Genomic DNA, 18,420 nt, shown 5'->3' with positions numbered 1-18,420 from the left:
CGGCGTCCTCGCCGACAGCGGGATAAACTGAGCCAGCGGCTCAGGCGTCTTCTTTTTCCGAAATGTACGGATCGGGATAACCAAGAGCAAGCATTATCTCTGTCTCGATCCCTTCCATCTCTTCGGCTTCGTCATCGTCGATATGGTCGTAGCCCAGCAGATGCAGCGTGCCGTGTACCACCATATGGGCCCAGTGCGCTTCAAGGCTTTTCCCTTGCTCTTCCGCCTCTTGCTCCACCACCTGACGACAAATAATCAGGTCGCCCAGCAGCGGCAGCTCAATGCCCGGCGGCGCCTCGAAGGGAAAAGAGAGCACGTTGGTCGGCTTGTCTTTACCGCGATAAGTCAGATTTAGCTCATGGCTCTCCGCCTCGTCCACCAGGCGAATGGTGACTTCGCTTTCCGGCTGAAAAGGGGTAACCGCCGCTTCCAGCCAGCGCTGGAACGCGGCCTCGTCAGGCAGGCCGCCGGTCTGTTCGCAGGCGAGCTGCAGATCAAGAATTACCTGACTCATTTACTCTCCTGCGCCTCGCTCTGCGCCGCCAGCGCTTCGCGCTTGCGCTCTTCCGCCAGCTTGTCGCGGCGCTTCTGATCCGCCTCTTCCCAGGCCTCATAGGCGGTTACGATACGCGCCACCACCGGGTGACGCACCACGTCTTCGCTCTGGAAGAAGTTAAAGCTCAGCTCTTCAACCTCGGAGAGCACTTCAATGGCGTGGCGCAGGCCCGATTTGGTGCTGCGCGGCAGGTCAATCTGCGTGACGTCGCCGGTGATCACCGCTTTGGAATTAAAGCCGATACGCGTCAGGAACATCTTCATCTGCTCGATGGTCGTGTTCTGGCTCTCATCCAGGATAATAAAGGCGTCGTTCAGCGTACGGCCGCGCATATAGGCGAGCGGGGCGACCTCAATCACGTTGCGCTCCATCAGCTTTTCGACGCGCTCGAAGCCGAGCATTTCGAACAGGGCGTCATAGAGCGGACGCAGGTAGGGATCGACTTTCTGGCTCAGATCGCCGGGCAGGAAGCCAAGCTTTTCGCCCGCTTCCACAGCCGGGCGCGTCAGCAGAATACGGCGAATCTCCTGACGCTCCAGCGCATCCACCGCCGCGGCGACCGCGAGGTAGGTTTTACCCGTACCGGCCGGGCCGATGCCGAAGGTGATGTCGTGGTCAAGGATATTGGCAATATACTGCGCCTGATTCGGCGTGCGCGGCTTGATAACGCCGCGTTTCGTCTGAATATGCACGGCTTTGCCGAAGTCCGGCACGCTGTCGGCGGTCTGCTCCAGCACGCGGCTCTCTTTAATCGCCAGATGGATCTGCTCGGGATCGATATCCGGGATGACGCCGCGCACCGGCGCGGTATCGACGTAAAGCGTGCGCAGAATATCTTCGGCGGCGTTAACGCAGAGTGCGCGGCCAACCAGCTTAAAGCTGTTGTCGCGACGGTTGATCTCAATGCCCAGACGACGCTCAAGCTGTTTGACGTTGTCGTCGAACGGACCGCACAGGCTCATCAGTCGGCGGTTATCTGCCGGTTCAAGGGCGATTTCACGAGTTTCGATATTCAAACGAATCCTTTGGGTCACTCAGGGCCAGTTAGAATGGGTGCTGATGCCGGATCGATTAACCTCGGCACTTTAAGAAATTATTTATGGCATGTCGCCGGGGCGCAAGCGTAGCTAATGATATTTGGGCAGCGCGTCCAGAAACCAAGGGCGTGCAGAAGAAAAGAGCGGCGGCGCGAGAAGCGTCGCCGCTGAGTGAAAAGCGTATCAAGGCTGGAAGGTGCCGACGCCGATTTCGTTCTCTTTGCGCGTGCGCGCGATAACCGATGCCGGGCTTTCTACGATGCGCAGGCCCATCTCATCTTCGGTGCGCACCACTTTGCCGCGCAGGGAGTTAGTATAGACGTCGACAATCTCGACATCGACAAACTTGCCGATCATCTCCGGTGAACCTTCAAAGTTCACCACGCGGTTGGTTTCCGTACGGCCCGACAGCTCCATCACGTTTTTACGCGAGGTGCCTTCCACCAGAATGCGCTGCACCGTGCCGAGCATACGGCGACTCCATGCCATCGCCTGCTGGTTGATGCGATCCTGCAGGATATAGAGGCGCTGCTTTTTCTCCTCTTCCGAGACGTCGTCCGGCAGATCTGCCGCCGGCGTGCCGGGACGCGCAGAGTAGATAAAGCTGAAGCTCATGTCGAAGTTAACGTCGGCAATCAGCTTCATGGTCTGTTCGAAGTCCTGCTGGGTTTCACCCGGGAAGCCGATGATAAAGTCAGAGCTGATCTGAATATCCGGACGCGCGGCGCGCAGCTTGCGGATAATCGCTTTGTACTCCAGCGCGGTATGGGCGCGCTTCATCAGCGTCAGGATGCGGTCTGCGCCGCTCTGAACCGGCAGGTGCAGGAAGCTCACCAGCTCCGGCGTATCGCGGTAGACCTCGATAATATCGTCGGTGAACTCTATCGGGTGGCTGGTGGTGAAGCGAATGCGGTCGATGCCGTCAATGGCGGCCACCAGGCGCAGCAGCTCCGCGAAGGTGCAGATTTCGCCGTCGAAGGTTGCGCCGCGATAGGCGTTGACGTTCTGGCCCAGCAGGTTAACTTCACGCACGCCCTGCGCCGCCAGCTGCGCGATCTCCAGCAGGATATCGTCGCAGGGACGGCTGACCTCTTCGCCGCGCGTATAGGGCACGACGCAGAAGGTGCAGTATTTGTTACAGCCTTCCATGATGGAGACGAAGGCGGTGGGACCTTCCGCGCGCGGTTCCGGCAGACGGTCAAATTTTTCGATTTCCGGGAAGCTGATATCGACGATCGGGCTTTTGCTGCCGCGTACGCTGTTGATCATTTCCGGCAGGCGATGCAGGGTTTGCGGACCGAACACGATATCCACATAGCTGGCGCGCTGGCGAATATGATCCCCCTCCTGCGACGCCACGCAGCCGCCGACACCGATAATCAAATCAGGGTTGCGCTCTTTTAAGGTTTTCCAGCGGCCCAGCTGATGGAAAACTTTCTCCTGCGCCTTCTCACGAATAGAGCAGGTGTTGAGCAGCAGCACGTCCGCCTCGTCAGCTTCCTCGGTCAGCGTGTAGCCGTGGGTGCTGTTCAGCAGGTCAGCCATCTTGGATGAATCGTACTCATTCATCTGACAGCCCCAGGTTTTGATATGCAGTTTTTTCATTGTCGAACTAGCCATTGATTCAGTGCAGTGAGGTGCAGGGCGCGTATTGTAATGCTTTGACGCTGTTGTGACCAGCGCATAGCCGCCATACTTCGCATATCCACGGCGCAAGCGCCAGTCCGTCGCGCCCCTGGCCGGCCATTTCTGCCGCCGGGACGTTTTTCCGGTACACTTTGCGCCAGTTATCCCGCTTTTTTTGCGGCGGGTAGAGATCAGAAGGAGATGAGCAATGCAGGATAACCGCTTTGATGTGGTGGTGGTGGGCGGCGGCATGGTCGGCGCTGCGCTGGCGTGCGGTCTGGCGCTTCAGCAGTTTCGCGTCGCGGTGGTGGAGCGCGCGGAGCCTGCGCCTTTTGACCCCGACAGCGATCCCGACGTGCGTATCTCCGCCATCGGCAGCGCCTCGGCGGGGCTGCTGAAACAGCTGGAGGTCTGGCCGCGCGTGCAGGCGATGCGCTTTGCGCCCTATCGCAAGCTGGAAACCTGGGAGTGGCAGACGGCTCACGTCAGCTTCGACGCCGCGTCGCTCGGCCTGCCGGAGCTGGGCTTTATGGTCGAGAATAGCGTGCTGCAGCGCGCACTGTGGGAAAGAATGGTGCAGCTCGATATCACGCTGCGCGCGCCTGCAACGCTCGCGGGTCTGCAGCAGGAGAACGGCGGCTGGCGACTCGATCTCAGCGACGGCGAGGCGCTGCATACCCGGCTGGTGGTTGGTGCCGACGGAGCAAACTCACAGGTGCGACAGATGGCGGGCATCGGCATCGACGGCTGGAGCTACGCACAATCCTGTCTGCTGATCGGTGTCACCTGCGAGCATCCGGCGGGCGACGCGACCTGGCAGCAGTTTACCCCGCAGGGACCGCACGCTTTTCTGCCGCTGTATGACAATCGCGCCTCGCTGGTGTGGTATGACGCGCCGGCGCGTATCCGTCAGCTGCAGGGGATGCCGCTGCCGCAGCTGGAGAAGGAGATTGCCGCCGCTTTCCCGGCGCGGCTGGGGCGTTTTAAAGCGCAGACGGCGGCGAGCTTCCCGCTGGTGCGACGTCATGCGCAGCGCTATGTGCTGCCCGGACTGGCGTTGATCGGCGATGCGGCGCATACCATTAATCCGCTGGCGGGGCAGGGCGTCAACCTGGGCTATCGCGACGTGGACGCGCTGGTGGATGTGCTGGTGGAGGCGCGCGCCAACGCGCAGGAGTGGGCGTCTGAAAATGTGCTGCGTCGTTATCAGTCGCAGCGTCGCCGCGATAACCTGCTGATGCAGAGCGGGATGGATCTGTTCTATTTCGCCTTCAGCAACCGGCTGCCGCCGCTGAAGTTCGCCCGCAATCTGGGGCTGATGGCGGCCGAGCGTTCGGGCGCGCTGAAGCGCAAGGTGCTGCGGTATGCGCTGGGGCTTTAGCCGCAGGCTGCTTCCATGAGCGAAAGCGGGAGCGGCTGTTGCCTTCGTGCGCGGCCACGGAGAGGCTCCCCGATCGCAACGTCGCTGTTCGTTATTCATGACCGCCCGGCCCGCGCGGTTACGCACCTCATCCCTGGGGTGCGTCCGTAAACGGGCCAGCGCGCTGCGTTGTTCAAAACGTTCCCGGCGTTTTTTCCCGTCGCGGGACGCCTGGCTCGTCGGGAAGCTCCACCGCGGCCAGATTTAACCGCTGCGTTGCTGTTTGAAAACGCTCAGGGTGAAAAAATCAGCAGACGACAAAAACAACAAAGCCCGCAAAAGCGGGCCTTGTTGTCAATTTGGCTGGGGTGCAGGGATTCGAACCCCGGAATGCCGGAATCAGAATCCGGTGCCTTACCGCTTGGCGACACCCCAATAGTGTCTTGTCAAATTGTCTTGTATGGCTGGGGTACGAGGATTCGAACCTCGGAATGCCGGAATCAGAATCCGGTGCCTTACCGCTTGGCGATACCCCAATAATTTGGTGGCTACGACGGGATTTGAACCTGTGACCCCATCATTATGAGTGATGTGCTCTAACCAGCTGAGCTACGTAGCCAAATGTACTGCTTACTGCACCCGATGTGGCTGGGATACCTGGATTCGAACCAGGGAATGCCGGTATCAAAAACCGGTGCCTTACCGCTTGGCGATATCCCATTCGTCGACTCGTATCCACGAGAGCGTATCGGATTGGCTGGGGTACCTGGATTCGAACCAGGGAATGCCGGTATCAAAAACCGGTGCCTTACCGCTTGGCGATACCCCATCCGGCTGCCGAAGACTGAAATGGTGCGGGAGGCGAGACTTGAACTCGCACACCTTGCGGCGCCAGAACCTAAATCTGGTGCGTCTACCAATTTCGCCACTCCCGCAAAAAAGATGGTGGCTACGACGGGATTTGAACCTGTGACCCCATCATTATGAGTGATGTGCTCTAACCAGCTGAGCTACGTAGCCATCTTTTTTCGCGTTACCTTCATCGGCGTTGCGGGGCGCATTATGCGTATTGAGCTGTGGAGCGTCAACACATTTTTTGCCGATTTTCGTCTCCTGACGCCTGTTTGTCTGGCTTGTAACCAGGCTGATGAATTATTCGGCAAATTTTGATCGTAACCACATCAAAGCTAAAAAAAGGGGCCCCGCAAGGCCCATTTGGTTATGGCTTATTTTACTTACTTATAAGCATAAGCGGACTGGTGCACACCCACCGCGCGACCTGAAGGATCGTCCATCGACTTAAAGGCTTCATCCCACTCAATCGCTTTCGCAGAGGAGCAGGCGACCGACGGACCGCCCGGCACACACTCCGCCGCGCTTGGCAGCGGGAACAGCTCTTCAAAGATTTCGCGATAGAGGTAGGCCTCTTTCGACGCTGGCGTGTTGTACGGGAAGCGGAAGTGCGCGGTCGCCAGCTGCTGATCGCTTACCTGCTTCGCCGCTACCTCTTTCAGCGTGTCGATCCAGCTGTAGCCGACGCCGTCAGAGAACTGCTCTTTCTGACGCCATGCGACGCTTTCCGGCAGATAGGAAGAGAAACATTCGCGCAGAATGTGTTTTTCCATTTTGCCGTTGCTGCCGCACATCTTGTCCTGCGGGTTAATGCGCATCGCTACGTCGAGGAATTTCTTGTCGAGGAAAGGCACGCGTGCCTCCACGCCCCAGGCGGACATCGCTTTGTTGGCGCGCGCGCAGTCATACATATGCAGCGCCAGCAGTTTACGCACGTTCTCTTCATGAAACTCTTTGGCGTTCGGCGCCTTGTGGAAGTAGAGGTAGCCGCCGAATACTTCATCTGCGCCTTCGCCCGACAGCACCATTTTGATGCCCATCGCCTTGATTTTACGCGACATCAGGTACATCGGCGTTGAGGCGCGAATGGTGGTGACGTCGTAGGTTTCAATGTGATAGATCACATCGCGAATCGCATCCAGCCCTTCCTGCACGGTAAAGTGGATCTCGTGATGCACCGTGCCCAGGTGCTCCGCCACCGCTTTCGCCGCTTTCAGATCCGGCGAGCCTTCCAGGCCGACCGCGAAAGAGTGCAGCTGCGGCCACCAGGCGTCGCTTTTGTCCTGATCTTCGACGCGTTTCGCGGCGAAGCGTTTGGTTACCGCTGAAATAATAGAGGAGTCCAGACCGCCGGAGAGCAGCACGCCGTACGGCACGTCTGACATCAGGTGGCTTTTCACCGACTCTTCCAGCGCATGCTTCAGGCCCGCCGCATCGGTGACGTTGTGTTCTACCGCGGCGTACTCCATCCAGTCGCGCTGCCAGTAGCGACGAATTTCGCCGTCGGTGCTGGAGAGATAGCTTCCCGGCGGGAACTCTTTAATTGAGCGGCACACCGGCACCAGCGCTTTCATTTCCGACGCGACAAACAGGTTGCCGTGTTCGTCGTTGCCCATATAGAGCGGAATAATGCCGATATGGTCGCGGCCAATCAGATACTGCTGCTTCACGCTGTCCCACAGAATAAAGGCAAACATCCCTTCGAGGTCATCGAGAAAATCAACGCCTTTCTCCTGATAGAGCGCGAGGATAACTTCACAGTCGGAGCCGGTCTGGAACTGATAGCGGTCGCTCAGCTCGGCGCGCAGCGCCTGGTGGTTATAAATTTCGCCGTTAACCGCCAGAACATGGGTGTGGTCGGCGTTATACAGCGGCTGTGCGCCGTTGTTGACGTCGACAATCGACAGGCGCTCATGCGCGAGAATCGCCTTATCATCTGCGTATACGCCAGACCAGTCCGGCCCGCGGTGACGCATCAGGCGAGAACTCTCCAGCGCTTTTTTACGCAGTTCAATCGGATCGCTTTTCAGATCCAGCACACCAAAAATAGAACACATATTCTGACTCCTGAGCTCGCCTGTCGGCGATGTTATCGTTGCCTGTCCGGCAGCCAGCGGCTGCGTGATGTATAAGAAAATGCGCTATTTCATGCAATCAATGCAAGCATATTCGCCTTTTACTGATAAAAAGATTGTTGCCAGGTCAATTTATTTGAAGATTATTCAATTTAAATGCCATTTCTTTGATGGATCGGCAATGAATGGCTAAATGTGGCGAAAAAAGCGTCAGGCAGGCGACGGGAGCGCAGGGGGAAGCGGCCGCCTGGCGTCAGGCGGCGCGAAGCGAGCGATTAAAACAGGTCGATATCGGCGACAGAAGGGTAGATCCAGTCGGGACGGAAAGGCATCGCGTCGATATCGCTTAGCGTCGAGACGCCGGAGAGCACCAGAATGGTTTCCAGTCCCGCCTGAAAACCGGCCAGGATATCGGTACGCAGGTTATCGCCAACGATAACCGTTTCTTCTGAGTGGGCCTGCATCTTATTCAGCGCGGCGCGCATGATGTAGGGGCTGGGCTTGCCGACGTAAAACGGGCGGCGGCCGGAGATTTTTTCAATACCGGCGCAGAGCGCACCGCAGGCGGGCACGAAGCCGCGCGCGTGGGTATCGGGGTTAGTGGCAATAAAGCGCGCGCCGCTGGCGACGAAGAAGGCGGCTTTATGCATCATCTCCCAGTTAAAGGAGCGCGTCTCGCCGACAATCACAAAATCGGGATTGACGTCGGTGATGGTAAAGCCCGCTTTATAGAGTTCATGGATCAGCGCGCCCTCACCAATGACGTAGGCCTTTTTGCCCTCCTGGCGACGCAGGAAATCGGCGGTGGCCATCGCGGAGGTATAGAACACCGAGTCAGGCACTTCGACGCCGGCGTTGGCGAAGCGGTTCGCCAGATCCTGCGCGGTCTGCGAAGGATAGTTGGTCAGCACCACCAGCGGCATCTCTTTTTGCAGAATGCGCTGGAGAAATTCCTGCGCGCCGGGTACGGCGGTGTTGTCATGCATTAACACGCCGTCAATATCGCAAATTACGCTTTTTATCGTCATAGTTTCAGTCCGGGTCGCGTTTACTCTTCCAGTAAATGTTGCAGCAGAATGCCGTTGAGCATAGCGCGTTTTGCCAGCGCAAAGGCGCCTATTGCGGAGCGATGATCGAGTTCGGAACGCACCACCGGCAGATTTTTGCGGAAGGCGTTGAGCGCCTGCGTGTTGATACAGCCCTCAATGGCCGGGAACAGCACTTTCTCAGCGTCGGTGATCTCCCCCGCCAGCACTACTTTCTGCGGGTTGAACAGGTTGATGGCAATGGCGATCGCTTTGCCCAGGTAGCGGCCGACATACTCAACGACTTCGCACGCCAGCGCATCGCCCTGGTTGGCGGCTTTGCAAATCTGTGCCATCTGGCAGGCCTCCTGCGTCAGCACGCTGGGGTAGCCCTGGCTGAGCAGATGGCGTACGCGGTTTTCAATCGCGCCGTTAGCGGCGATGGTCTCCAGGCAGCCGAAGTTGCCGCAGTGGCAGCGCTCGCCGAGCGGATCGACCTGAATATGGCCGATTTCCCCTACGTTGCCGTTGCTGCCAAGGAAAATATGGCCGTTGGCGATAATGCCGGCCCCGGTGCCGCGATGGAGCCGCACCAGAATCGAGTCGGCGCAGTCGCGGCTTGCACCAAAGTAGTGCTCCGCCAGCGCCAGACTGCGGATATCGTGACCGACAAAGCTGGTGACCTTAAAGCGATTTTGCAGTCCGGCCACCAGCGGCCAGTGGCTGACGGCAATATGCGGCATATAGCGAATCACGCCGTTTATCGGGTCAACCAGGCCGGGCAGGATCACCGAAATAGCGATTAGCTCGCGGATTTTACGCTGGTGCGCCTCAATAAAGCTGTCGATAGCGGCGAACAGCGCATGCTCCAGCGTCTCCTGGGTGCGTTCCGGCAGGGCGTAATCTTCCTGCGCCAGTGACTTGCCGCTGAGATCGAACAGCGTCAGGGTGGCGTCGTAGCGGCCGAGCCGCACGCCGATAGCATGGAAATTGCGCGTTTCAGTCACGATGGAGATCGCGCGGCGACCGCCGGTGGAGGCCTGTTGATCCACCTCTTTGATCAGTCCGCGCTCAATCAGCTGGCGGGTAATTTTGGTGACGCTGGCGGGCGCAAGCTGACTAAGTTCGGCAATCTGAATGCGCGAAATAGGGCCTTGCTGGTCGATTAGCCGGTAAACGGCCGCGCTGTTGAGTTGCTTGACAAGATCGACATTTCCTATTTGTGTCTGGCCGCCAGTGGTCATTCAGTGCTTACTCGCTCAGGACGTCGTCTCCGTTGACAAACGTCTTAGTGATGTTGAAATCACGCGTAAAAACAGTGAGGTTGGCGACTTTTCCCGCTTCGACCGTGCCCAGCTGTTTTTCCACGCCCATTGCCTGCGCCGGGTAGAGCGTTGCCATGCGCAGCGCTTCATCCAGCGCGATGCCGACATGTTCGACGGCGTTGCGTACCGATTCAATCATAGTAATCGCAGAGCCGCTCAGGGTGCCGTTCTCGTCCACGCACAGGCCATTGCGATAGTATATTGTTTTGCCAGCGAAAATGAATTTATCAATTTCAGCGCCTGCGGGCGCGGTGGCGTCGGTGACCAGCACCAGCTTGTTGCCTTTAATACGCTTCGCGTTGCGTACGTTAGCGTAATGGACGTGCAACCCGTCTGCAATAATGCCGCAATAAACATCCGGGGAATCGAACAGCGCGCCGATCAGGCCCGGCTCGCGTCCGGCAAAGGCGGGCATCGCGTTATAGAGGTGGGTGGCAAAGGTCACACCCGCGCGGAAGCCCGCTTTGGCCTCCTCATAGGTGGCGCTGGAGTGGCCGGCGGAGACGATAATGCCCGCCTGCGTCAGCTGACGGATCACCGCGTCGCCGGCGTTTTCCGGCGCCAGCGTCACCTTGGTAATGACGTCGGCGTTATCGCACAGGTAGCGCACCAGCGCCGGATCGGGCAGGCGGATCAGATCGGGATTATGGGTGCCTTTTTTGGCTTTATTCAGCCAGGGGCCTTCCAGATGCAGGCCGAGCGCCTGATGCTGATGTTTGTTTTTATAGGCGCGCATGGTGTCGATGGCGCGCTTCATCAGCTCGTCGCTGCTGGTGATCAGGGTAGGCAGAAAGCTGGTGCAGCCCGACTTTTCGTTGGCACGCTGCATGATTTCCAGCGTCTCAACGCTCAGGGCGTCGATGTCGTCGTTGAACTGCACGCCGCCGCAGCCGTTCAGCTGCAAATCGATAAAGCCGGGAGCGATCAGCGCGCCTGCGACGTCGCGCAGGGCGATATCGGCTGGCAGCGCGTCGCGCGGACAGACGCGTTCGATCAGCCCATCGGCGATAACCACCGCGTGGTTATCCAGAATTTCATGACCGGTATAAATTCGGCCGTTTACTAATGCGTACATCGTGGTTCTCCCGGCTGAGCCCGCCAGAGCTTCGCGGCGGGCATTACTACATCGTCTTACACGCCTTTCATATTTTCCGCTTCCATCTCGCGGAAATATTTAACGGTTTTCACTTTCAGTTCCATGGTGGCGGGTTCGTCGCATACCACCACCGATTTTGCATGCAGCTGCAGGCAGCTGATGGTCCACATATGGTTGACGTTGCCTTCCACGGCGGCCTGCAGCGCCTGCGCTTTGACATGGCCGGTCACCAGAATCATCACCTCTTCCGCATCCAGCAGCGTGCCGACGCCGACGGTCAGGGCATATTTCGGCACCTGATCCACATCGCCGTTGAAGAAGCGCGAGTTCGCCAGGCGGGTGTCGTGCGTCAGCGTTTTAATGCGGGTGCGCGAGGCGAGCGAAGAAGCGGGTTCGTTAAAGGCGATATGGCCATCGTTACCGACGCCGCCCATAAACAGATGAATTTTGCCCAGCGCGCGGATCTTCTCTTCATACTGGCGACATTCTGCGTCAATATCTGGCGCATTGCCATTCAGAAGATTGATATTTTCTGGTTGAATATCAACGTGATCGAAAAAGTTGCGGTACATAAAGCTGTGATAGCTTTCCGGGTGCTCTTTCGGCAGGCCGACATATTCATCCATATTGAAGGTTACCACATGCCTGAAGCTGACCTGGCCCGCTTTGTGCATCTCGATAAGATGCTTGTAAGCTTCCAGCGGCGTGCCGCCCGTCGGCAGTCCCAGCACAAAGGGACGGTCTGCGGTGGGGTTAAAGGCATTGATACGATTAACGATATGACGGGCTGCCCATTTACCGACCTGCGTAGGGGTAGCCAAAGGAATAAGTCGCATGTTTCACCTCATTCTGAGAAAAGAAAAGGGGACGACGCAGTTAGCCTGGTGGTAAAGCCGTAAACCGTATTCAGCGCGCGATCGCTGCGTCTTGATATTTTTCATCATAAAATAAGTTGGGGTGGTTCGCCAGACGTCTCGGCAGTTAATGGTGCCTTTTGGTGATAATTATCACAGAAGAGACGCGTATAATTTGCGAGGCGAATTAATTTGTCATTACACTGCGCACCGTGAAGTGTAGTGTCATTCAACCCCTGCGGCTGACAATAAAAAGCAAGCGGCGCAGGGCGACAAGTCAGTCTCATAGGGGGAAAGGACAAATGTTAGGTTACTTACAAAAAGTCGGCCGCGCGCTGATGGTACCGGTAGCGGTCCTGCCAGCCGCCGCAATACTCATGGGGGTCGGCTACTGGCTTGACCCGGACGCATGGGGCGCAAGCAACGCTCTCGCCGCGCTGCTGATAAAGTCGGGCTCGGCGATTATTGATAATATGTCGGTGCTGTTCGCAATTGGCGTGGCGTATGGCCTCTCAAAAGATAAAGATGGCGCGGCGGCGCTGACCGGGTTTGTCGGTTTTCTGGTGGTGACCACGCTCTGTTCACCAGCGGCAGTGGCGATGATCCAGAAGATCCCGGCCGATCAGGTGCCCGCGGCCTTTGGCAAAATTCAAAACCAGTTTGTCGGCATTATGGTGGGTATCCTGTCGGCGGAGGTCTATAACCGCTTCAGCCATGTGGAACTGCCGAAGGCGCTCTCTTTCTTTAGCGGCCGTCGCCTGGTGCCTATTCTGGTCTCTTTTCTGATGATCCTGGTGGCCTTTATTCTGATGTACATCTGGCCGGTGATCTTCAACGGCCTGGTGAACTTTGGTGAACATATTCAGAAGCTGGGCTCGGTCGGTGCAGGTATCTACGCCTTCTTTAACCGTCTGCTGATCCCGGTTGGTCTGCACCACGCGCTGAACTCGGTATTCTGGTTCGACGTCGCGGGCATCAACGATATTCCGAAATTCCTCGGTGGCGCACAGTCGATCGCTAACGGCACCGGCATTGTCGGCATCACCGGGCGCTATCAGGCGGGCTTCTTCCCGATCATGATGTTCGGTCTGCCTGGCGCGGCGCTGGCGATCTATCACTGCGCGCGTCCCGAAAACCGCGTCAAAGTCGGCAGTATTATGCTGGCCGCGGCCTTTGCCGCCTTCTTCACCGGCATTACCGAGCCGCTGGAGTTCTCCTTTATGTTCGTCGCGCCGGTGCTCTACGTTATCCACGCCGTGCTGACCGGTATCTCGGTGTTTATCGCCGCCAGCATGCAGTGGATCGCCGGCTTCGGCTTTAGCGCCGGTCTGGTGGATATGGTGCTGTCGAGCCGCAACCCGCTGGCGACCCACTGGTGGATGCTGATCCCGCAGGGCATCGTCTTCTTTGTGCTCTACTATGTGGTATTCCGCTTTACCATTAAGAAATTTAACCTGATGACGCCGGGCCGCGAGCTGGCGGTGGCGGGCGACGAAACGGACGGCTACGACGTGAACGTTGACCACTCCGGCAACGGCGAAAGCGCGACTGAATCGCTGGCGCGTCGCTATATCGGCGCGGTGGGCGGCTCAGACAACCTGACCGGCATCGACGCCTGTATCACGCGTCTGCGTTTGAACGTTAAAGACTCGTCGCAGGTCAACGAGTCGGTGGCCAAAAATCTGGGCGCGTCAGGCGTTATTCGCCTGAACAAGCAGAGCGTGCAGGTGATTGTCGGCACCCAGGCGGAAAGCATCGCGTCCGCAATGAAAAAAGTCCTGACGAAAGGGCCGGTCGCCTCTGCGGGCGGCGCTTCGAGCGCGCCAGCGGCACCCGCGGCAAAACCGCAGGGGGTGTTGAACCGCGAGACCAAAACCATTGTGACGCTGATGGCGCCGGTCAGCGGTGAAGTCGTCGCGCTGGAGGCGGTGCCTGACGAAGCCTTCGCCAGCCAGGCGGTAGGCGAAGGGCTGGCGATCAGGCCGACCGGAAAAACCGTGGTGGCACCCGCTGCCGGCACCGTAGTGAAAATCTTCGACACCAATCATGCCTTCTGCCTGGAAACCAGCAGCGGCGTTGAAATTGTGGTGCATATGGGTCTCGACACCGTGGCGCTGGGTGGTAAAGGCTTTACCCGGCTGGTGGAAGAGGGCGCGACGGTTGCGGCGGGTCAGCCGGTACTGGAGATGGATCTCGATTTCCTCAACGCCAGTGCCCGTTCGATGATCAGCCCCGTGGTGATCAGCAACAGCGAAGATTTCGCCGGGCTGACGCTGCTGGCGACCGGGCAGGTGGTGGCTGGTGAAACCCCGCTTTACGAGGTTAAAAGCTAAGCCCTTAACCGCATCGCTGTAAAAAAAAGCAGGCAGGAAGCGATTCCTGCCTTTTTCGTTTTATCGCCTTAACAAACCGGTTGTTTCCCTTCGACGCTTTGTGGATCATACTCCGTTACTTCGTGGTACAAACCATCCGCTATACGTATTGAGGATTGAGAGATGAGTGAGGCTGAAGCCCGCCCAACTAACTTTATTCGTCAGATCATTGACGAAGATTTGGCGAGCGGTAAGCACAACAGCGTGCATACCCGTTTTCCGCCTGAGCCTAATGGCTATCTGCATATCGGCCATGCTAAATCGATCTGCCTGAACTTCGGCATCGCTCAGGACTATCAGGGGCAGTGCAACCTGCGTTTCGACGATACCAACCCGGTTAAAGAGGATATGGAGTTCGTCGAATCCATCAAGCGCGACGTACAGTGGCTGGGCTTTGAGTGGAGTGGTGACGTTCGTTATTCCTCAGATTACTTCGATCAGCTTTATCACTACGCGGTTGAACTGATCACCAAAGGTCTGGCCTATGTCGACGAGCTGACGCCGGAAGAGATCCGTGAATACCGCGGCACCCTGACCGCGCCGGGCAAAAACAGCCCCTATCGCGATCGCAGCGTGGAAGAAAACCTGGCGCTGTTTGAAAAAATGCGCAACGGCGAATTCGCCGAGGGCAAAGCCTGCCTGCGCGCCAAAATCGATATGGCCTCCAGCTTTATCGTAATGCGCGATCCGGTGCTCTACCGCATTAAGTTCGCCGAACATCACCAGACCGGCAAAAAGTGGTGCATCTATCCGATGTACGACTTTACCCACTGCATCTCCGATGCGCTGGAAAATATCACCCATTCGCTCTGTACGCTGGAGTTCCAGGACAACCGTCGCCTCTATGACTGGGTGCTGGATAACATCTCTATTCCGGTGCATCCGCGCCAGTATGAGTTCTCCCGCCTTAACCTTGAATATGCGGTGATGTCGAAGCGTAAGCTGACGCAGCTGGTGAGCGAAAAGGTGGTAGAGGGCTGGGACGATCCGCGCATGCTGACCGTATCGGGTCTGCGCCGTCGCGGCTACACCGCCGCCTCGATCCGCGAGTTCTGCCGCCGTATCGGCGTCACCAAACAGGACAACGTGGTTGAGATGGCGTCGCTGGAGTCCTGCATTCGTGACGATCTGAACGAAAACGCACCGCGCGCCATGGCGGTGCTCGATCCGCTGAAAGTGGTCATTGAAAACCTGCCGGCGGGCCATAACGAAGTCATCACTATGCCAAATCATCCCAACAAGCCGGAGATGGGCACGCGTGAAGTGCCGTTTGGCCGTGAGGTGTGGATCGATCGCGCCGACTTCCGCGAAGAAGCCAACAAGCAGTACAAGCGACTGGTGCTGGGCAAAGAGGTGCGTCTGCGCAACGCTTACGTGATCCGCGCCGAGCGCGTCGCGAAAGATGAAGAGGGGAATATCACCTGCATCTACTGCACCTGCGACGTTGATACCCTGAGCAAAGATCCGGCAGATGGCCGCAAGGTGAAGGGCGTCATTCACTGGGTTTCAGCGGACCATGCGCTGCCAGCAGAGTTCCGCCTCTACGATCGCCTGTTTAGCGTGCCGAATCCGGGCGCGGAAGAGGATTTCCTGACCACCATCAATCCGAAGTCGCTGGAGATCCGTCAGGGATTTGTTGAGCCTGGCCTGCAGAACGCCAGCCCGGAAGCGCCTTATCAGTTTGAGCGTGAAGGCTACTTTTGCGCCGACAGCCACTATTCGCGTCCAAACCAGCTGGTGTTTAACCGCACCGTTGGCCTGCGCGATACCTGGGCAAAAATCGGCGATTAAGGTTTTGCATTAACGGCGTGATAAAATCATTACAGGGCGAGCAATCGCCCTTTTTTATACCTGCAATCGGCGCAAGGGCGTTTTATTGTTCTGTAACAAACGATTAAAGCTTGTCGGACCACTCTGGCAATTATCTGAGTTAACGAAAATTAATCAATTTACAGATGTGAATTTCTTTTTTTCAGGTAGGCTATTCGCTCTTTAAAGAGGCTATGCGGGCATAAAAAGGAAAAAAGATGACAGCTCTTGGTCAGGAAGCAAAACACAGCGTGGTGGTTTTACATCAGTTAATCGAACGTATATTCAACCAGCCATCCGGCGAGGATGATACCTTCCATCTGCTGCTTTCGCACTTCCATCCCGATTTCCGCATGGTCACGACGCAGGGCAGGCTGCTCGATTTAAATCAGACCGAAGATCTGTTCCGTCAGCTGCAGGGGCGCCGTGAAGGTATGCGCATTGCCACCAGCGAGCACGCGGTGATCTCGCAGCGTAAAGATGAAGTCACTATTCAGTACCGCGAGCTACAGATGATGAACGGCAGCGATCAGGCGCGCATCTCACTGGCGATCCTCGACTGCACCACCTCCATTCCCCGCTGGCGCTACCTGCACGAAACGCTGGTCGCCTGACGGCCATAAAAAAAGCCGGTACGCATACCGGCTTTTAAAATCACTGCATAGCACATCTTTACTGATCGTGGAGCGTGTCGTCTTCGCGGCAATCGCCCAGCGCGCAGTGTCCGTAGAGATAGAGACTGTGGTTCGTCAGCTTGATGCCGTGGCGGGTGGCGATATCCCGCTGGCGCGCTTCGATTGATTCGTCGCTGAATTCGATGACTTTGCCGCAGTCCAGACAGATCAGGTGATCGTGATGATGCTGCTGGGTCAGTTCGAAAACCGATTTCCCGCCTTCGAAGTTGTGACGCGTCACGATGCCCGCATCGTCAAACTGGTTCAGTACGCGATAAACGGTAGCCAGACCAATCTCTTCGCCCATATCAATCAGGCGTTTATAAAGATCTTCCGCGCTGACGTGATGGCACTGAGGTTCCTGAAGCACTTCCAGAATTTTAAGTCTGGGCAGCGTGACTTTCAGGCCAGCCTTCTTTAATGCGGTGTTGTTGTCAGTCATGCGGATATTGTCCTGTTACTTTGCTGGTTACTTGAGGCGCCTTGCCTTGAATGTCGTTCGTTATCTATTCTCATTTGCGTCTCATTATAGAGGTGAAGTTTTAAAATGAAAACCGAGGTAAACGCCTGAAATCAACACGGGCTGTAAGAAGATGCGTAACGGCGCCGGGCGGAGAAATGCAGGAGGTTCGTTATCATTTCGTTAACTTCCTGACCTCGCGGGAGAAATAAGCAGATAACCGATGTGGGTATTGTACAGAATCGAAGATAAAAGTTAAAAAGCTGTAGCTATTATTTCTATAGGAAAAACCATTAACTCAATGTGAGCCAGCGCCCACATTGAGTATGTGGGTAATCAGGCTTCGATGATCGCCTGCAGCTGCAGCTCATCGTAAATCTGCTTCACCCATGCTTCGACGCGCTGGCTGGTCAGTTCCGGCTGACGATCTTCATCGATAGCCAGGCCAAGGAAGTGCTTGTCGTCTGCCAGGCCTTTAGACGCTTCAAAGTGGTAGCCTTCGGTTGGCCAGTGGCCGACGATCACCGCGCCGTTCGGCTCGATAATGTCGCGAATGGTGCCCATCGCGTCGCAGAAATATTCTGCGTAGTCTTCCTGGTCGCCGCAGCCAAACAGCGCCACCAGCTTGCCGTTGAAATCGATCTCTTCCAGCGTCGGGAAAAAGTCGTCCCAGTCACACTGCGCTTCGCCGTAGTACCAGGTCGGAATGCCCAGCAGCAGGATATCGAACGCCTCGAGATCTTCTTTCGTGCTCTTGGCAATGTCGTGTACTTCCGCAACCTCTTTGCCCAGTTGTTTCTGGATCATTTTTGCAATGTTTTCGGTGTTGCCGGTATCGCTGCCAAAGAAGATGCCTACGATTGCCATGGGGTAAATAACCTCTTAAATCCTGATAATGAGTGCATGCGCGGAGCGCACAATTAAGCGAATGATAGCAGAGCGGGCAAAAGGGCGGAACTCGAAAAGCCGCTCCATTTGCTTCTGCGTGCGCTTTGCGCGCGTCAGCCCAGTTTGAGTTGCGCCAGCAGCATCTGTTCAATCAGTTCGCTGCGGCTGATGTTGCGCTGCTCAGCCAGGGTGTTTAGCGCGTCCACGGCTTCGCTGGTCATTTTGAGTTCGACACGACGCAGCCCGCGCACTTTGTCACGTTTCAGTTGATTGCGCTTATTGATGCGCAGCTGTTCATCACGCGAAAGCGGACTGGTTTTCGGTCGGCCGGGCCGACGCTCGTTTGCAAACAGATCCAGCGTGGTGCGATCAGTGTTTTCTTTTGCCATGGGTTAGTAAAACTAGGGGCGC

At 57.0% G+C, this 18,420-nt stretch carries 15 protein-coding genes and 7 tRNA genes; 4 read left to right on the top strand and 18 right to left on the bottom strand.

Annotated elements, in window-relative coordinates; genetic code table 11:
* Positions 1 to 40 precede the first annotated feature (40 nt).
* The 3 genes from ybeY to miaB form a co-directional block, all read right to left on the bottom strand.
* Positions 41 to 514, bottom strand: coding sequence for an rRNA maturation RNase YbeY (ybeY, locus tag LB453_RS16555; RefSeq protein WP_103794984.1), 474 nt, complete (start codon positions 512 to 514; stop codon positions 41 to 43).
* Positions 511 to 1,572 (bottom strand): PhoH family protein, encoded by a 1,062-nt coding sequence (locus LB453_RS16550; RefSeq protein WP_103794983.1) that lies wholly within the window; start codon positions 1,570 to 1,572, stop codon positions 511 to 513. Before LB453_RS16550 ends, ybeY begins: the two co-directional genes overlap by 4 nt.
* 204 nt (positions 1,573 to 1,776) lie before the next feature.
* Positions 1,777 to 3,213, bottom strand: coding sequence for a tRNA (N6-isopentenyl adenosine(37)-C2)-methylthiotransferase MiaB (miaB, locus tag LB453_RS16545; RefSeq protein WP_103794982.1), 1,437 nt, complete (start codon positions 3,211 to 3,213; stop codon positions 1,777 to 1,779).
* 214 nt (positions 3,214 to 3,427) lie between these two features.
* On the opposite strand from miaB, the gene ubiF reads away from it, so the two are divergent.
* Positions 3,428 to 4,600: a 3-demethoxyubiquinol 3-hydroxylase gene (gene ubiF, locus LB453_RS16540; protein WP_103794981.1), complete on the top strand. Its 1,173-nt coding sequence runs from the start codon at positions 3,428 to 3,430 to the stop codon at positions 4,598 to 4,600.
* Between the two features lie 339 nt (positions 4,601 to 4,939).
* Here ubiF and LB453_RS16535 read toward each other — a convergent pair.
* The 12 genes from LB453_RS16535 to nagB all read right to left on the bottom strand — a co-directional run bounded on the left by LB453_RS16535 (position 4,940) and on the right by nagB (position 11,788).
* Positions 4,940 to 5,014 (bottom strand) — tRNA-Gln (locus LB453_RS16535).
* Positions 5,015 to 5,040: 26 nt separating this feature from the next.
* Positions 5,041 to 5,115, bottom strand: a tRNA-Gln gene (locus tag LB453_RS16530).
* 6 nt (positions 5,116 to 5,121) lie between these two features.
* Positions 5,122 to 5,198: transfer RNA gene (locus LB453_RS16525), tRNA-Met, on the bottom strand.
* Between the two features lie 26 nt (positions 5,199 to 5,224).
* Positions 5,225 to 5,299 (bottom strand) — tRNA-Gln (locus tag LB453_RS16520).
* A gap of 34 nt (positions 5,300 to 5,333) precedes the next feature.
* Positions 5,334 to 5,408, bottom strand: a tRNA-Gln gene (locus LB453_RS16515).
* Between the two features lie 21 nt (positions 5,409 to 5,429).
* A tRNA-Leu gene (locus LB453_RS16510) sits at positions 5,430 to 5,514 on the bottom strand.
* A gap of 8 nt (positions 5,515 to 5,522) precedes the next feature.
* Positions 5,523 to 5,599, bottom strand: a tRNA-Met gene (locus LB453_RS16505).
* 215 nt (positions 5,600 to 5,814) lie between these two features.
* Positions 5,815 to 7,488, bottom strand: a complete 1,674-nt coding sequence (gene asnB / locus LB453_RS16500) for an asparagine synthase B (protein WP_103794980.1) — start codon at positions 7,486 to 7,488, stop codon at positions 5,815 to 5,817.
* Between the two features lie 293 nt (positions 7,489 to 7,781).
* Positions 7,782 to 8,534, bottom strand: a complete 753-nt coding sequence (locus tag LB453_RS16495; protein WP_033751787.1) for an HAD-IIA family hydrolase — start codon at positions 8,532 to 8,534, stop codon at positions 7,782 to 7,784.
* Between the two features lie 20 nt (positions 8,535 to 8,554).
* The gene (nagC, locus tag LB453_RS16490) at positions 8,555 to 9,775 is read right to left on the bottom strand and encodes a DNA-binding transcriptional regulator NagC (RefSeq protein ID WP_103794979.1); all 1,221 of its coding nucleotides are present in this window, start codon (positions 9,773 to 9,775) and stop codon (positions 8,555 to 8,557) included.
* A gap of 7 nt (positions 9,776 to 9,782) precedes the next feature.
* Positions 9,783 to 10,931, bottom strand: a complete 1,149-nt coding sequence (nagA, locus tag LB453_RS16485) for an N-acetylglucosamine-6-phosphate deacetylase (protein WP_103794978.1) — start codon at positions 10,929 to 10,931, stop codon at positions 9,783 to 9,785.
* Between the two features lie 56 nt (positions 10,932 to 10,987).
* Positions 10,988 to 11,788, bottom strand: coding sequence for a glucosamine-6-phosphate deaminase (gene nagB, locus LB453_RS16480; RefSeq protein WP_103794977.1), 801 nt, complete (start codon positions 11,786 to 11,788; stop codon positions 10,988 to 10,990).
* A gap of 320 nt (positions 11,789 to 12,108) precedes the next feature.
* Here nagB and nagE point away from each other — a divergent pair, with 320 nt between their 5' ends.
* The 3 genes from nagE (at position 12,109) to LB453_RS16465 (ending at position 16,601) form a co-directional block, all read left to right on the top strand.
* Positions 12,109 to 14,139 carry an N-acetylglucosamine-specific PTS transporter subunit IIBC gene (gene nagE, locus LB453_RS16475; RefSeq protein ID WP_103794976.1) on the top strand — a complete coding sequence of 677 codons (2,031 nt, stop codon included), beginning with the start codon at positions 12,109 to 12,111 and terminating at the stop codon, positions 14,137 to 14,139.
* Positions 14,140 to 14,301: 162 nt separating this feature from the next.
* The gene (gene glnS, locus LB453_RS16470) at positions 14,302 to 15,969 is read left to right on the top strand and encodes a glutamine--tRNA ligase (protein ID WP_103794975.1); all 1,668 of its coding nucleotides are present in this window, start codon (positions 14,302 to 14,304) and stop codon (positions 15,967 to 15,969) included.
* A gap of 236 nt (positions 15,970 to 16,205) precedes the next feature.
* Entirely contained in the window at positions 16,206 to 16,601 is a 396-nt protein-coding gene (locus LB453_RS16465) for a hypothetical protein (RefSeq protein WP_103794974.1), read from the top strand.
* A 58-nt stretch (positions 16,602 to 16,659) separates the two neighbouring features.
* Here LB453_RS16465 and fur read toward each other — a convergent pair whose 3' ends face one another.
* The 3 genes from fur to ybfE all read right to left on the bottom strand — a co-directional run bounded on the left by fur (position 16,660) and on the right by ybfE (position 18,398).
* Positions 16,660 to 17,103, bottom strand: a complete 444-nt coding sequence (gene fur / locus LB453_RS16460; protein WP_081136331.1) for a ferric iron uptake transcriptional regulator — start codon at positions 17,101 to 17,103, stop codon at positions 16,660 to 16,662.
* Positions 17,104 to 17,457: 354 nt separating this feature from the next.
* Positions 17,458 to 17,988: a flavodoxin FldA gene (fldA, locus tag LB453_RS16455; protein ID WP_103794973.1), complete on the bottom strand. Its 531-nt coding sequence runs from the start codon at positions 17,986 to 17,988 to the stop codon at positions 17,458 to 17,460.
* Between the two features lie 134 nt (positions 17,989 to 18,122).
* Positions 18,123 to 18,398, bottom strand: a complete 276-nt coding sequence (gene ybfE / locus LB453_RS16450) for a LexA regulated protein (protein WP_103794972.1) — start codon at positions 18,396 to 18,398, stop codon at positions 18,123 to 18,125.
* Between the last annotated feature and the right edge of the window lie 22 nt (positions 18,399 to 18,420).

The sequence above is a fragment of the Pantoea agglomerans genome (assembly GCF_020149765.1).
Classification (GTDB): Bacteria; Pseudomonadota; Gammaproteobacteria; order Enterobacterales; family Enterobacteriaceae; genus Pantoea; species Pantoea alvi.
The sequence above is the reverse complement of the archived record's forward strand: the minus strand, read 5'-3'. Positions and strand labels throughout refer to the sequence as shown.